The following is a 13,201-nucleotide window of genomic DNA, read 5'->3' as shown; positions in this document are numbered from 1 at the left end:
CTAGCCGAGCGGCGACCCGGCGGCGTCGTGGCCCGCACCCGCCAGGAGGCCCCGCCGGTGCGCGATCGACACCGCCTCGGTGCGCCCGGTCGCGCCGAGCTTGGTCATCAGGTTGCTCAGGTGCACGCTGACGGTCTTCTCGCTGATGAAGAGCCGCTCCCCCGCCTGGCGGTTCGTCAGGCCCTCGGCGACGAGCGCCAGGACCGCCGCCTCGCGGGGGGTGAGCGGACTGGGCGGACCGGGCGGACCGGGCGGACTCGGCCCGCGCGCTGGTAGCGGGGCCGGCGGCTCGTCGCGTGGAGCGGTCGGCGGCAGCGGGACGCGGGCCCGCCGGGCCAGGGTGACGACCGCAGCGGCGAGCGGCTCGGCACCCAGGTCGCGGGCGGCGCGCCGGGCGGCGGCGAGCTCCTCGACGGCCTCGTCCCGGCGTCCCGTCTCGAGCAGCGACTCCGCGAGCCGGTACCGGCTGCGCGCCTGCTCGTAGGGGTAGCCGTCGCCGAACGCGTCCACCGCCTCCTGCCACAGCGCCGGCTCGGCGCGGCCGTGGGCGCGGGCGTGCTCCGCACGGACCCGTGCCACCCACGCCCGCCCCTCGGGGCCGAGGCGCCCGAGGCGGGGCCTGCCGCGCTCGGCGGTGGTCTGCGCCAGCTGCAGCAGGTCGTCCGCCTCGCGCGTCACGTCGTCCGGTGCGCCCCGGCCGCGGGCGGCGGCCGCCTGGTCGGCGAGCGCGGCCACCGCCAGGGCGGACAGCCAGATCCCACCGAGGAAGTAGTCGTTCCAGGTGCGGGTGAGGTGGTCGACGACCTCGCGGGCGACGGTCACGGCGTCGGCGTAGCGGCCCTGCCACGTCAGCGCGTCGACCAGCACCCCACCGCCCACCAGGGCGATCTGCCCGTCGCGGCCCCACGCGGGGCGCAGGCCCTCGGCGTCCCGGACGGCGTCGGGGTCGCCGCGACCGACGCGCACGTACAGGCCCGCGGCGGACAGCCGCGCCGCGACGAGGTCCGGCGGTGCGCTGGTCCCGACCAGCGAGGCGACGGAGGCGCTGCCCTCCCAGTCACCGTGCAGGTACCGGGCGATGACCTCCAGGACCCGCAGCTCCAGGCCCCACGAGCTCCAGCGCGCACCGGCGCGCTCGGCCCTCTCCCTGGCCTCGCCGAGAGTCGCCAGGGCCTGGGGGACGGCGCCCCCGTAGTAGAGGTTGGCGGCCAGGTTGTAGGACGCCCGCAGCTCCACCCCGACGACCCCGCCGCGCCGGGCGACCTCCAGGGCACGGCGCAGCAGGTCGGTGGCGGTCTCCGGCTCGGCGAGGACGGCCAGGGTGGTCAGCAGGTCGGCCTCCACCGACGTCAGCCCCAGGGTGCGGGTGCCCTCCAGCGCCCACGTCGCCCAGGCCCGGGCGTCGTCGTCACGGTCCGCGCTGAGGCTGACCCTGGCGTGCACGGACGCGGCCTTGAGCAGGCGCGTCGTCCGGTCGTCCGCGGCCCACTCCGGCCCTCCGTCCGGCCCTCCGTCCGGCCCGGTGCCGGTCGGTGGGCGGGGTGAGGCCAGGGCCGTCCCGGGGCCGGTGAGGCGCGCCAGGGCCCGCGTCGTCTGGTCGAGCGCGCCCGGCTGCTCGAGCGCCAGCAGGTCCTGCGCGAGGTGGAGGCGGGCGACCGCCTCGGTCGCGGCGTCGCCGCGGTCGGCGGCCACGTGCACCGCCTGCCGGCTCAGGGCGGCGCTGCGGTCGAGCTCACCGGCCCGGTGCGCCGCCGCGGCGGCCCGCAGCAGCAGGTCGTCCTGACCACCACCGGCACGCTGCGGGGCGTCGGGGACGGCGTCCCACAGCGACAGCGCCGTCTCGAGGTGCCGCAGCGTCTCCGCCGGGGCGAACCGCCGCGTGGCCTCCTGTGCGGCGGCCAGGGACGCGGACAGGGCGCCCGGGAGGTCCTGGGCGGCGCGGCAGTGGTGCGCCAGCTCGGCGGCCGACCCGAGCGTCGGGTCGGCCAGGGCGGCCCCGTACGCGGCGTGCACGCGCACCCGCTCGCCGGGGAGCAGGTCCGCGTAGACGGCCTCGCCCAGCAGGGCGTGCCGGAACGCGTAGCCGCCGTCGACGGCGACGAGGACCTGGTGGGCGACCGCTGCCCGCAGCGACGGCTCGAGCTCGGCGGCCCCGCGCCCCAGGGCGGCGGCGAGCAGCGGCTCGGCCACCCGGCGTCCGGCGACGCTGGCTACGCGCACCAGCTCGACGACCGCGGCGTCGAGGCGGTCCACCCGCGCCAGCAGCACGTCGCTGAGCGTCTCGGGCAGCGCGGCCCGGGGTCCGCACCAGCCGTCCTCACCCGCCTCCAGCAGCTCCTGCGCGAAGTAGGCGTTGCCCTCGGAGCGCTCGACGACGCCGCGGACGACCGCGTCGCTCGCGGTGCCGCCGGTCACGACGTCGGCGAACTCGCGCAGCTCCTCGGGGGTGAACGGCGGTACCTCAACCCGCTCGACGGCGGGGTGGCGCACCAGCTCGGCGAGCAGCGGGCGCAGCGGGTGCCTGCGGTGCAGGTCGTCCGAGCGGTACGTGGCCAGCACGAGCAGGCGCTGGTCGCGGGCGCGGGCCACCAGGAAGCGCAGGAGGTCACGCGTCGACGGGTCGGCCCAGTGCACGTCCTCCAGGACCAGGAGCACCGGGCCGGGCGCCTGCTCGCCCAGCTCGCGGAGCGCCGCCGCGACCGCCTCGAACAGCTGCAGCCGCCCGACCTCGTCGTCGGAGGCGACGGGACCGCCGCCGACGAGGCCGGCGAGGGCCGGGTGCCGGCCGGTCACCGCGTCGAGGTCGGCCGTCCCGGTGCGGCGCGCGTGCGAGAGCGCCTCGGAGAAGGGCAGGTAGGGCAGGCCGACGTCGCCGAGGTCGAGGCAGTGCCCGACCAGCACGAGCGCGCCGTCGGAGGCGGCCTCGCGCACCAGCTCCTCGACGAGGCGGGTCTTGCCGGCACCGGCGTCGCCGCCGACGAGGACCGTCGCCGGCCGGCGGGAGGCGGCCTCGCCCAGCGCCACACGCAGCGTCTCGAGCTGCTCGCGTCGGCCGACGAGCCGCGAGGTGGAGGTGGCGCGGGGCACGTCACCCATCCTGGCACCCGGCGCGGCGACGGCGGCGACCGCGAGCGCGTCGCTCACGCGGCGCGACCGGCGCCCGCGGCACCGCAGCCGACCGCGCGGCCCGCGGGGGCGGCGCCTGCGGTGCGGACCACCGGCCTCGGGGTGGCAGCGGCACCGGCCCCGGCGGACGCCGTGCGCCCACCCGGCGCCTGGCCGCGCACGGAGAGGACAGGGCGGCGGTGGCGCGGGAGGTGCGACCTCAGCGGCCGGCGGCTCACCCGCGCGGCCTGCTGCCGGTAGGCGATCTCGGCGTCGAGGACCGGTCCGAACGTGGTGAACATGGCTGACCCTCCGTCCCGCCTGGGCCCGGTGCCCCGGCGTGACCACCAGCCTGGGCCTGAGGGCGGCGGCCACGGATCGGGAGCTCACGCAGCACGCGTGAGGGCGAAGCCACGCGGCACCTCAGACGACGACCTGAGGTACCTCAGACGACCACCGGGCGGGTCAGCGCAGCAGGCGCTCCCACGGGCCCCAGACGGCGACGGAGACGTCCTCGGCACCGCGCAGGCTGGCGAACAGGGTCCGGCCGTCGGGCGACAGCACCGCGCCGGTGACCTCGCTGTCCGCGGCGGCGTCCCTGGTGCGGGCGACCTCCACCGCGGTCCCGTCGGGCTGGCGCAGCCGCAGACGGTGCCCCACGGTGCCGGGGCCGGCCAGCAGCACGGACCCCGACGGTCCGCCGGCCAGCGCGTGCGGCCGGGTCAGGGAGTCCCCGCGGCGGGTCACCGCGACGAGCTCGAGCAGCTGACGACGCGGGTGGTACGCCCACACCTGCCCGTTCCCCCGGCCGAACCCGTCGGCCAGCGGGGGGTCGCCGTCCTTCCAGTCCTGACGCCCACCGCCGCCGTGCGGGGCCGCGAAGTACACGACGCCGTCGACGACGACGACCTGCCCGAGACCGGCGAACAGCGCCGCGCCGCCGTCGCGGGACTGGGCGCCCACGTGCTGCACCGCGGTGGCGGCGTCGACCTCGGGCCGCCCGTCGCGCACCGTGAACGCGGGATCGGGCTCGTCGACCTCGACCCACTCGACGTTGAAGGTGGCGCCGACGCGGTCCTCCGCCTCGAGGTGGTGGCGGGCGCGGCCGTGCACGGCGAGCGCGGAGAGCCGGCCGCCGTCCTCGAGCCGGCCCGACCGGTCCGGGTCGCTCGGCGGGGCGTAGCGGTAGAAGCCGCTCGGGGCGGTCCCCGCGTCCTCGGTCAGGTAGTAGGCGCCCTCGCCCTCCGCGAGGGCCACGCCCCGGTGGGCGAAGCGGCCCGCGGCCCGCACCGGCAGCCCGTCGCCCACGGCGTCGGCCGGGACCTCGAACAGGTAGCCGTGCCGGTCCGTGAGGGCCGGCGCGGTGGGGCCCCCGGGTGACTGGGTGGGCGTCGGACCGGACTGGACGTCGGCCTCGACCGCCGGCTGGACGTCGGGGCCGGCGACGGTGCCCTCGCAGGTCACCCACGAACCCCACGGCATCACGCCGCCGCCGCTGTTCGCCAGCGTGCCCGCGAGGCTGACGCGGGACTCTCGCACCTCGCCGACGCCGTCGACGACGACGGTGGTCGTCCCGGCGGGTGCGGCGGGGTCGTGGACCGCCCCGTCGGCGGCCGCCACCGGCACCCCGGCCCCCGTGGCGGGGTCGGTCAGGTCGTGGTCGCGCACGAGGGTGAACAGCCCCGGGCGCCGGGCGGCGCGGAAGGCGCCGAGCGCCCCGTGACCGGCGGGGACGACGGCACCGGCGGCCGCGGCGGCGGTCAGGTCGGCGCCCGCGGGGTCGAAGCTGCGGTACCTGAACCCGCGGGGCAGGGCGAGGCGCACCTGGCCGTCCCTGAGGTCGCGCACCGGGTCCAGCACGGTGCGGCCGCGGCCAGGGGTCGGCGGGTCCGAGTCGGCCGAGACCCAGCCGGCACCGGTGAGGTGCCCGGCGAGGACGGCGGTGACGCCGGCGCGCAGGACCGCGCGGCGGTCGACGTCGGGCACGACGACCTCCCTCCGCTCGCTGTCATCGCACCCTGTGACGGTACCTCCGCGCTGCGTGCGGGGCCAGGTGGGCGGTCAGGAGGGACGGCGGCCCTCACCGGCGGTGGCCGGCGCCGACCACGCGGGCGGACGGCTGGGGGGACGGCTGGGGCGGACGGCTGGGAGCGGTCCTCAGGCGGGGCGCAGCGACGGCAGGCCGAGCGAGACCGCCCGCTGGCCGGGACCGGCCGCGGGCGCACCGCAGGAGTCGGCCTGGCGGCGGTCCCAGGCGTCGCCGGCGCGGGTGCGGCGCAGCGCGTACCCGGGGCCGTCGGCGACCAGGTGGTGCGGGGCGGCATAGGTCGCCGCCACGGTGACGACGTCGCCCGGGCGGGGACGCTCGGCGCCGTCGGGGACCGTGAAGTGCACGAGCCGGTTGTCCCGGGCCCGGCCAGACAGCCGGGCGGTGGCGCCGTCCTTGCGCCCCTCCCCCTCGGCGACGAGCACCTCGAGGGTGCGGCCGACCTGGGTCGTGTTCTCGTCCCAGGAGACCTGGTCCTGGAGCGCGACGAGCCGCTCGTAGCGCTCCTGGACGACGGCCTTGGGGAGCTGGTCGGGCAGCTCGGCGGCCGGCGTCCCCGGGCGCTTGGAGTACTGGAAGGTGAAGGCGTTCGCGAACCGCGCCCGGGCGACGACGTCCAGGGTGGCCTGGAAGTCCTCCTCGGTCTCCCGCGGGAACCCGACGATGATGTCCGTCGAGATGGCCGCGTCGGGGATGGCGGCGCGGACGCGGTCCAGGATGCCGAGGAAGCGGTCGCTGCGGTAGGAGCGGCGCATCGCCTTGAGCACTCGGTCGGACCCGGACTGCAGCGGCATGTGCAGCTGCGGCATGACGTTCGGCGTCTGCGCCATCGCCTCGATGACGTCGTCGGTGAAGGCGGCGGGGTGGGGGCTGGTGAAGCGGACCCGCTCCAGGCCGTCGATCCCACCGCAGGCGCGCAGCAGCTTGGCGAACGCGCCGCGGTCGCCGAACTCGACGCCGTAGGTGTTGACGTTCTGGCCGAGCAACGTCACCTCGATGGCGCCGTCGTCCACGAGGGCCTGGACCTCGGCCAGCACCTCGCCGGGGCGGCGGTCCTTCTCCTTGCCGCGCAGGCTCGGCACGATGCAGAACGTGCAGGTGTTGTTGCAGCCGACGCTGATGGACACCCAGCCCGAGTAGGCGGAGTCGCGCTTCGTGGGAAGGGTCGAGGGGAACACCTCGAGCGACTCGAGGATCTCGACCTGGGCCTCGCGGTTGTGCTCGGCGCGGTCGAGCAGCGCGGGCAGGGACCCGATGTTGTGGGTGCCGAAGACGACGTCCACCCAGGGCGCCTTCTTCACGATCGTGTCGCGGTCCTTCTGGGCCAGGCACCCCCCGACGGCGATCTGCATCCCGGGTCGCTTGGCCTTCACCGGCGCCAGGTGACCGAGGTTGCCGTACAGCTTGTTGTCGGCGTTCTCCCGCACGGCGCACGTGTTGAACACGACGACGTCGGCGGCGTCCGGGTCGGCGGCGGGGTCCAGCGGGGCGTACCCGGCGCCCTCGAGCAGGCCCGCGAGCCGCTCGGAGTCGTGCACGTTCATCTGGCACCCGAAGGTGCGCACGGCGTAGGTCCTCATCTCGCCGTCCAGGGTACGTGCTGAGGTTGCGGACTGGTCACAACACCACCGCGCACCGCCGGTTGCGTGGCCCGAGGGGCCCTCGACCAGTAGGTTCCCCCGCATGGCGCAGTCCGCAGACGGTCAGGCAGCCGGCCAGCCGGCGCCCCAGCAGGGCGGTGGGCACGAACCGCTCGTCGTCCTCGACAAGGTCAACAAGCACTTCGGTGACCTGCACGTCCTCAAGGACATCGACCTGACGGTCGGCCACGGCGAGGTCGTCGTCGTCATCGGACCGTCGGGCTCGGGCAAGTCGACGCTGTGCCGGACGATCAACCGGCTGGAGACGTTCGAGGCCGGCTCCATCACCCTGGACGGGCAGCCGCTGCCCGAGGAGGGCAAGGAGCTCGCGAAGCTCCGCGCGGACGTCGGCATGGTGTTCCAGTCGTTCAACCTGTTCGCGCACAAGACCGTCCTGGAGAACGTGACGCTCGGGCCGATCAAGGTGCGCAAGCAGAAGAAGGCGGACGCCGACAAGCGCGGCCGCGAGCTGCTCGAGCGCGTCGGGGTCGCCAACCAGGCCGAGAAGTACCCGGCGCAGCTGTCGGGCGGCCAGCAGCAGCGCGTGGCCATCGCGCGGGCGCTGGCGATGGACCCGAAGGTGATGCTCTTCGACGAGCCGACGTCCGCCCTGGACCCCGAGATGATCAACGAGGTCCTCGACGTCATGACGACGCTGGCGAAGTCGGGGATGACGATGATCGTCGTCACCCACGAGATGGGCTTCGCGCGCCGCGCCGCCGACCGCGTCGTCTTCATGGACGGCGGGGAGATCGTCGAGCAGAACACGCCCGAGGAGTTCTTCACCAACCCGCAGAGCGCCCGCGCCCAGGACTTCCTGTCCAAGATCCTGACCCACTGAGCCGGGCCACTCGAGTGGCCCGGCGGCACAGACCCGGTACCGACAGAAGGGGACGTTCATGAGGATCCGACGTACTGCGGTGTTCGCCACCGCGATGGCTGCCGCGCTGACGCTCAGCGCGTGCGGGGGCGACGGCGACGAGGGCGCCGGCCCGGACGTCGAGGTCGAGGCCGACACCGACTTCGAGGCCGGCACCACCATGGCCGAGATCAACGAGGCCGGGACGATCCGGATCGGCACCAAGTTCGACCAGCCCGGCTTCGGCCTGGAGAACCTCGAGGGCGAGCTCGAGGGCTTCGACGTCGAGGTCGCGAAGATCATCGCCGCCGAGCTCGGCATCGAGGAGGACTCGATCGAGTGGGTCGAGACCCCGTCGGCCATCCGCGAGGAGGTCATCGAGGGCGGTGAGGTCGACATGGTGGTCGCCACCTACACCATCAACGACCAGCGCAAGGAGCGGATCAGCTTCGCGGGTCCGTACTACACGGCCGGTCAGCAGATCATGGTGGCCGCCGACAACGAGACCATCACGGGCCCCGAGTCGCTGGCCGAGAACCCGGACGCCAAGGTCTGCTCGGTGACCGGCTCGACGCCGTCCGAGCAGATCCGTCCCTACCTCGCCAGCCCCGACCAGCTGGTGCTCTTCGAGGAGTACTCCCAGTGCGAGGACGCCCTCGGCAACGGCCAGGTCGACGCCGTCACGACGGACAACGTCATCCTGCTGGGCTTCGTCGCCGAGTCCGACGGCGCGTACAAGCTCGTCGGTGAGCAGTTCACCGAGGAGCCGTACGGCATCGGCATCGAGAAGGGCGACACCGAGTTCTGCGAGTTCATCAACCAGGCGCTCCAGGACAACGAGGACGCCTACCTGGAGGCCTGGGAGTCGACCGCCGGGCAGATCGAGGGCACTCAGACCCCCGAGCTGCCGGAGCCGGACCCCTGCGTCTGATCCAGCCGTGAGACCGCTCGGTCCAGCGCACGCGTGCCATGCGCTGGACCGAGCGCCGTCCGACCTCAGGAGGGTCGCGTGGAAGCAGTCACCGGCAACCTCGACATGTACTGGGCAGGGTTCCTGGGCTCCCTGAGGATCATCCTCGGCGCGCTGGCAGGGTCTCTGGTGCTGGGTACGGTCATCGCCGCCTGCCGGGTGTCACCGGTGCCGCCGCTGCGCGCCTTCGGGTCGTTCTGGGTGACGACCTTCCGCAACACGCCGCTGACCGTGGTGCTGTTCTTCTGCGCCTTCGGCCTCCCCGAGATCGGCATCAACCGTTCGTACTACTACTTCGGCGTGTTGGGGCTGATCCTCTACACCTCGGCCTTCGTGTGCGAGGCCATCCGCTCCGGCATCAACTCCGTGGCCCCCGGCCAGGCCGAGGCCGCACGGTCGATCGGACTGACCTTCTCGCAGTCGCTACGGCACGTGGTGCTGCCGCAGGCGCTGCGAACGGTCGTCCCGCCCCTGGGCAGCGTCATCATCGCGATGTTCAAGAACTCCGCGGTAGTGGGGGCCTTCGGCGTCGGCTCGGACCTCTGGAGCCAGGTCCAGACGCTGACGAGCGCGCGCGGTTACGAGACGCTCCCGGTCATCACCGGTGCGTTGATCGGCTACCTGCTCATCACCTTGCCTGCCGGAGCGCTGTTGCAGGTCATCGAGCGGAAGGTGGCGATCGCCCGATGAGCGCCCCGCAGACCTCGGTCCTCTACGACGAGCCGGGCCCTCGCGCGCGCCGGCGTATCGCGGTGGGCACCGTCATCGCGCTGGCCGTCCTGGCCGGTGTCGCCTACGTCGTCATCGACCGGCTCGCGGACGGCGGTGAGCTGACGATGGAGCGATGGGGGCCGCTCATCAACCCCAACGACGAGCTCTTCCCCCTGGTGTGGGGCGTGCTGCGCGACGGGCTGCTCAACACGCTGAAGGCCGCCGCCATCGCGATGGTGCTCTCCCTCGGCCTGGGCACGATCATCGCCGTCGGCAGGTTGTCCCTCGGCAAGGCGGGCCGGATCCCGTTGATCGGTGTCGTCGAGATCCTCCGTGGGGCACCAGTCGTCATCCTCATCTACTTCGGCGTCCGCGTGCTTCCCGACGTCGGTGTCGACCTCTCCGGGTGGCCGGGCGGGCAGCAGCTGTGGGGCCTGGTCCTCGGTCTGACGGCCTACAACATGGTGGTTCTCGCGGAGATCATTCGCGCCGGTGTCCTCTCCCTGCCGAAGGGTCAGCGCGAAGCTGCGCTCGCGACAGGGCTCACCGACGGGCAGACGATGCGGATCGTGCTGCTCCCTCAGGCGTTTCGGACAATGCTGCCCGCAGTCATCAGCCAACTCGTCGTCGTGCTCAAGGACACGTCGCTGATCGCGTTCGTCGGTAGCTACGAGGAGTTGCTCAACGCCGGGGAGCGCATCCAGCAGAACCTGGACAACCCGATCCAGACGTTCACGGTCGTCGCCGTCATCTACATCGCCATCAACATCGCCTTGTCGCGACTGGCGATCTTCATCCAGAAGCGGCAGGGCCGGTCGACCACCACGGCAGAGCAGAAGGAGCCGGCGAACACCGGCGCCTGACGGTCAGGTCCAGTCGTCCTCGGCTGACTCGCCCTCCGCGGCCAGGGCGTCCCTGACGACCTGCATGGCGACCCCGGCCGGGTACCCCTTGCGGGCGAGCATGCCGGCCAGGCGGCGGATCCGGGCGTCGCGGTCGAGTCGTGCGGTGCTGCGCAGCCTGCGGGCGACGAGGTCCCGTGCGGCGGCCAGCTCGTCGTCGGGGTCGAGCTCGTCGAGCGCGGCCCGGGCGGTCTCGTCGTCGACACCCTTCTGCCGGAGCTCGTACGCCAGCGCCCGGCGGGCCAGCCCCCGTTCACGCTGCCGGTACCGCACGTACCCCTCGGCGAACGCGGCGTCGTCGACGAGCCGCACCTCCTCGAGCCGGTCGAGCACCTGTTCGGCCACGTCGTCCGGGACGAGCTTGCGGGCCATCGCCTGGCGCAGCTGCGCCCGGCTGCGCGAGGCCATCGTCAGCTGACGCAGGGCGATCGCCTTCGCCACCGAGTGCGGGTCCGCGTCCGGGTCGGCGGCGCGGTCGTCCGTCGCCGGGTCGCCCGACGGACCGTCGACCGACGGACCGGCGGTCGACGGACCGTCGACCGACGGACCGGCGTCGGGTGCGCTCGCACCCCGACCGGCTCGGCGGCGACCGTCGTCACGACGTCGCCCACCGTTGCGCCGTGCCCGCCGGGACCCGCCGTCACCGCGCGGGACGACCCGCTCCCCCACCTCGTCGGTGGAAGGGAGCGGGTCGTCGTGACCGTGCTGGTCCTCGGGTGTCATCGACCTCAGAACTCGACCGGCGCCTCAGCCGGCGCGTCGACGCGCGGGCCGACCCCCAGCTTCTCCTTGATCTTCTTCTCCAGCTCGTCGGCCAGGTCCGGGTTGTCGCGCATGAACGACCGCGCGTTCTCCTTGCCCTGCCCGAGCTGGTCGCCCTCGTACGTGTACCAGGCGCCCGACTTGCGGACGAAGCCGTGCTCGACGCCCATGTCGATCAGGCCGCCCTCACGCGAGATGCCCTGGCCGTAGAGGATGTCGAACTCGGCCTGCTTGAACGGCGGAGCGAGCTTGTTCTTGACGATCTTCACGCGGGTGCGGTTGCCGACCGGCTCGCTGCCGTCCTTGAGCGTCTCGATGCGGCGGACGTCCAGCCGGACCGAGGCGTAGAACTTCAGCGCCTTACCACCGGTGGTCGTCTCGGGGCTGTTGTGCACCATGACGCCGTCGACGAAGTAGTTGTGCGTCCCCGCCACCTCGATGTCGAAGCGGTGCATCGAGCGCGTCGGCGGCTTGACCTTCACGTCGAGGACCCGCGTCGGCACCAGGCGTTCCGCCGGCGCCACGAACTCGGGCTGCACGGCGAACCGGTCCTGGAAGCGCGGGAGCAGCTTGTAGGCCATCGACGGGTGGACGTACGGGGCGACGACCTCCATGAAGGCGTCGGTGCCGGCACGCGTCATGGTGAGGACCGCCTTCTGCCGCTTGCCGGCGAGCCGGAGCGAGCACTCCACGCCGTAGGTGTCGCGCAGGTGGTCGGCCAGGCGCTCGCGGGAGCCCTCGCTGAGGGCCTCGACGCAGATCTGGATCCGTCCGCTACCGCCCTCGGTGCGCGCCTGCAGACCCTTCGATCGCGAGGCGAAGGAGCCGTCGTCCATGTACCAGATCGCCAGCGCGAGCGGCGTGAGGGCCTTGACCACGTCGTCGGTGACGTGCTTCTTGCCGTCACCCCAGTACATGACCTCGCGCAGCTCGCCGAGCTCGGGCAGCGGCGTCAGGTCGACGTGCACCGAACCGTCGGCTCGCTCGGACCGCGACTGGGGGATGTTGCCCAGCAGCGAGGCCTTCCAGTCCAGGTACTCGACCTGCCTGGCCCCGTGACCCATCCGGTAGCGGACGCCGTTACGTCCGCGACGGTTGGGGGCGAGGTGCCCGTCACCGAGCAGACCACCGAGGACGACCTGCCACTGCTGGTCGCTCAGCCGGACCTTCTCGGCGGCGACGACGCGGTCACCCGCCAGGATCTCCCCTGCCTCACGCCACCCACCGGGGGTCTGGATGAGGTGGTTCTCCGTCGCGGCGAACTGCGAACGACCGTTGCCACCGGACTTCGCCACCGTGAACTGCAGGAACCTCTCCGTCGGCCCGTTGTCGAACCAGTTGGTGATCGGGCGGGCGACCACCTGGTCGGCGGCGGCGTCGTAGGTGAGCACCTCGACGGGCAGGCGCTGGTTGACGATCTTGCCGATCTTCTCCGTGCTGCCGTCCGCCAGGGTCACGCGGGTGTTGTACGAGAAGCACCCGAACATGACTCCGATCTTCTCGCGGAGCTGGTTGATGAAGATCGCGGTCGTCTTGGACGCGGAGAGTGCACCGGTGATCTTGCGCAGCGCCTGGGACATCAGCCGGGCCTGCAGGCCCACGTGGCTGTCGCCCATCTCGCCCTCGATCTCGGCCCGCGGCACGAGCGCCGCGACGGAGTCGATGACGATGATGTCGAGCGCACCGGAGCGGATGAGCATGTCCGCGATCTCGAGGGCCTGCTCACCGGTGTCCGGCTGGCTGACCAGCAGGGCGTCGGTGTCGACCCCGAGCTTCTTGGCGTACTCCGGGTCGAGCGCGTGCTCGGCGTCGATGAAGGCGGCGATGCCGCCGGCCTTCTGGGCGCTGGCGACGGCGTGCAGCGCGACCGTCGTCTTACCGCTGGACTCCGGGCCGTAGATCTCCACGACCCGGCCGCGGGGCAGACCGCCGATGCCGAGGGCGACGTCCAGGGAGATCGACCCCGTGGGGATGGTCTCGATGGGAGCCCGGATGTCGTCGCCCAGGCGCATCACGGAGCCCTTGCCGAACTGGCGGTCGATCTGCGAGAGAGCGGTGTCGAGGGCCTTCTCGCGGTCTGCAGGAGCTGGCATGTCCCTACCTCACGGTCGCCGGCGCGCTCGCCGGATCAAGTCGTCGTGTCGTCGTGGACGACGCTACGGGTCCCCACCGACAGCGGGTGCTCGCCACGCGCTGCCTGTGGAC

10 protein-coding genes are annotated in these 13,201 nt (G+C 73.4%); 4 read left to right on the top strand and 6 right to left on the bottom strand.

Going from position 1 to position 13,201, the window contains the following annotated elements; all coding sequences use genetic code 11:
- The 4 genes from ACYVQV_RS05760 to miaB form a co-directional block, all read right to left on the bottom strand.
- Positions 1-3,144, bottom strand: coding sequence for a helix-turn-helix transcriptional regulator (locus ACYVQV_RS05760; RefSeq protein ID WP_461022309.1), 3,144 nt, complete (start codon positions 3,142-3,144; stop codon positions 1-3).
- Positions 3,141-3,407 (bottom strand): hypothetical protein, encoded by a 267-nt coding sequence (locus ACYVQV_RS05755; RefSeq protein WP_461022308.1) that lies wholly within the window; start codon positions 3,405-3,407, stop codon positions 3,141-3,143. Before ACYVQV_RS05755 ends, ACYVQV_RS05760 begins: the two co-directional genes overlap by 4 nt.
- A gap of 163 nt (positions 3,408-3,570) precedes the next feature.
- Complete coding sequence (locus tag ACYVQV_RS05750) at positions 3,571-5,091, bottom strand: alkaline phosphatase PhoX (RefSeq protein WP_461022307.1); 1,521 nt, start codon at positions 5,089-5,091, stop codon at positions 3,571-3,573.
- Between the two features lie 171 nt (positions 5,092-5,262).
- Positions 5,263-6,732 carry a tRNA (N6-isopentenyl adenosine(37)-C2)-methylthiotransferase MiaB gene (gene miaB, locus ACYVQV_RS05745; RefSeq protein ID WP_461022306.1) on the bottom strand — a complete coding sequence of 490 codons (1,470 nt, stop codon included), beginning with the start codon at positions 6,730-6,732 and terminating at the stop codon, positions 5,263-5,265.
- 103 nt (positions 6,733-6,835) lie between these two features.
- Here miaB and ACYVQV_RS05740 point away from each other — a divergent pair, with 103 nt between their 5' ends.
- The 4 genes from ACYVQV_RS05740 to ACYVQV_RS05725 all read left to right on the top strand — a co-directional run bounded on the left by ACYVQV_RS05740 (position 6,836) and on the right by ACYVQV_RS05725 (position 10,195).
- The gene (locus ACYVQV_RS05740; RefSeq protein WP_461022305.1) at positions 6,836-7,633 is read left to right on the top strand and encodes an amino acid ABC transporter ATP-binding protein; all 798 of its coding nucleotides are present in this window, start codon (positions 6,836-6,838) and stop codon (positions 7,631-7,633) included.
- A 58-nt stretch (positions 7,634-7,691) separates the two neighbouring features.
- Positions 7,692-8,582 (top strand): glutamate ABC transporter substrate-binding protein, encoded by an 891-nt coding sequence (locus tag ACYVQV_RS05735; RefSeq protein WP_461022304.1) that lies wholly within the window; start codon positions 7,692-7,694, stop codon positions 8,580-8,582.
- A gap of 78 nt (positions 8,583-8,660) precedes the next feature.
- Positions 8,661-9,311 carry an amino acid ABC transporter permease gene (locus ACYVQV_RS05730; protein WP_461022303.1) on the top strand — a complete coding sequence of 217 codons (651 nt, stop codon included), beginning with the start codon at positions 8,661-8,663 and terminating at the stop codon, positions 9,309-9,311.
- A complete protein-coding gene (locus ACYVQV_RS05725) occupies positions 9,308-10,195 on the top strand; it encodes an amino acid ABC transporter permease (protein ID WP_461022302.1) in 888 nt (295 codons plus the stop codon). The genes ACYVQV_RS05730 and ACYVQV_RS05725 overlap by 4 nt, the downstream gene beginning before the upstream one ends.
- 3 nt (positions 10,196-10,198) lie before the next feature.
- On the opposite strand, the gene ACYVQV_RS05720 is transcribed toward ACYVQV_RS05725, so the two are convergent.
- Positions 10,199-10,675: a regulatory protein RecX gene (locus ACYVQV_RS05720; RefSeq protein WP_461022301.1), complete on the bottom strand. Its 477-nt coding sequence runs from the start codon at positions 10,673-10,675 to the stop codon at positions 10,199-10,201.
- Positions 10,676-10,962: 287 nt separating this feature from the next.
- On the bottom strand, positions 10,963-13,089 hold the full coding sequence (gene recA / locus ACYVQV_RS05715; protein ID WP_461022300.1) for an intein-containing recombinase RecA: 2,127 nt from the start codon (positions 13,087-13,089) through the stop codon (positions 10,963-10,965).
- Between the last annotated feature and the right edge of the window lie 112 nt (positions 13,090-13,201).

This window comes from Thalassiella azotivora (assembly GCF_054781695.1).
This window is presented reverse-complemented; position numbering and strand designations above follow the sequence as displayed.

Bases quoted from the DNA above. Each gene is read 5' to 3' on its own strand.
- ACYVQV_RS05755 (WP_461022308.1), bottom strand. From the start codon at position 3,407: ATGTTCACCACGTTCGGACCGGTCCTCGACGCCGAGATCGCCTACCGG.
- miaB (WP_461022306.1), bottom strand. From the start codon at position 6,732: ATGAGGACCTACGCCGTGCGCACCTTCGGGTGCCAGATGAACGTGCAC.
- ACYVQV_RS05740 (WP_461022305.1), top strand. From the start codon at position 6,836: ATGGCGCAGTCCGCAGACGGTCAGGCAGCCGGCCAGCCGGCGCCCCAG.
- ACYVQV_RS05735 (WP_461022304.1), top strand. From the start codon at position 7,692: ATGAGGATCCGACGTACTGCGGTGTTCGCCACCGCGATGGCTGCCGCG.
- ACYVQV_RS05725 (WP_461022302.1), top strand. From the start codon at position 9,308: ATGAGCGCCCCGCAGACCTCGGTCCTCTACGACGAGCCGGGCCCTCGC.
- recA (WP_461022300.1), bottom strand. From the start codon at position 13,089: ATGCCAGCTCCTGCAGACCGCGAGAAGGCCCTCGACACCGCTCTCTCG.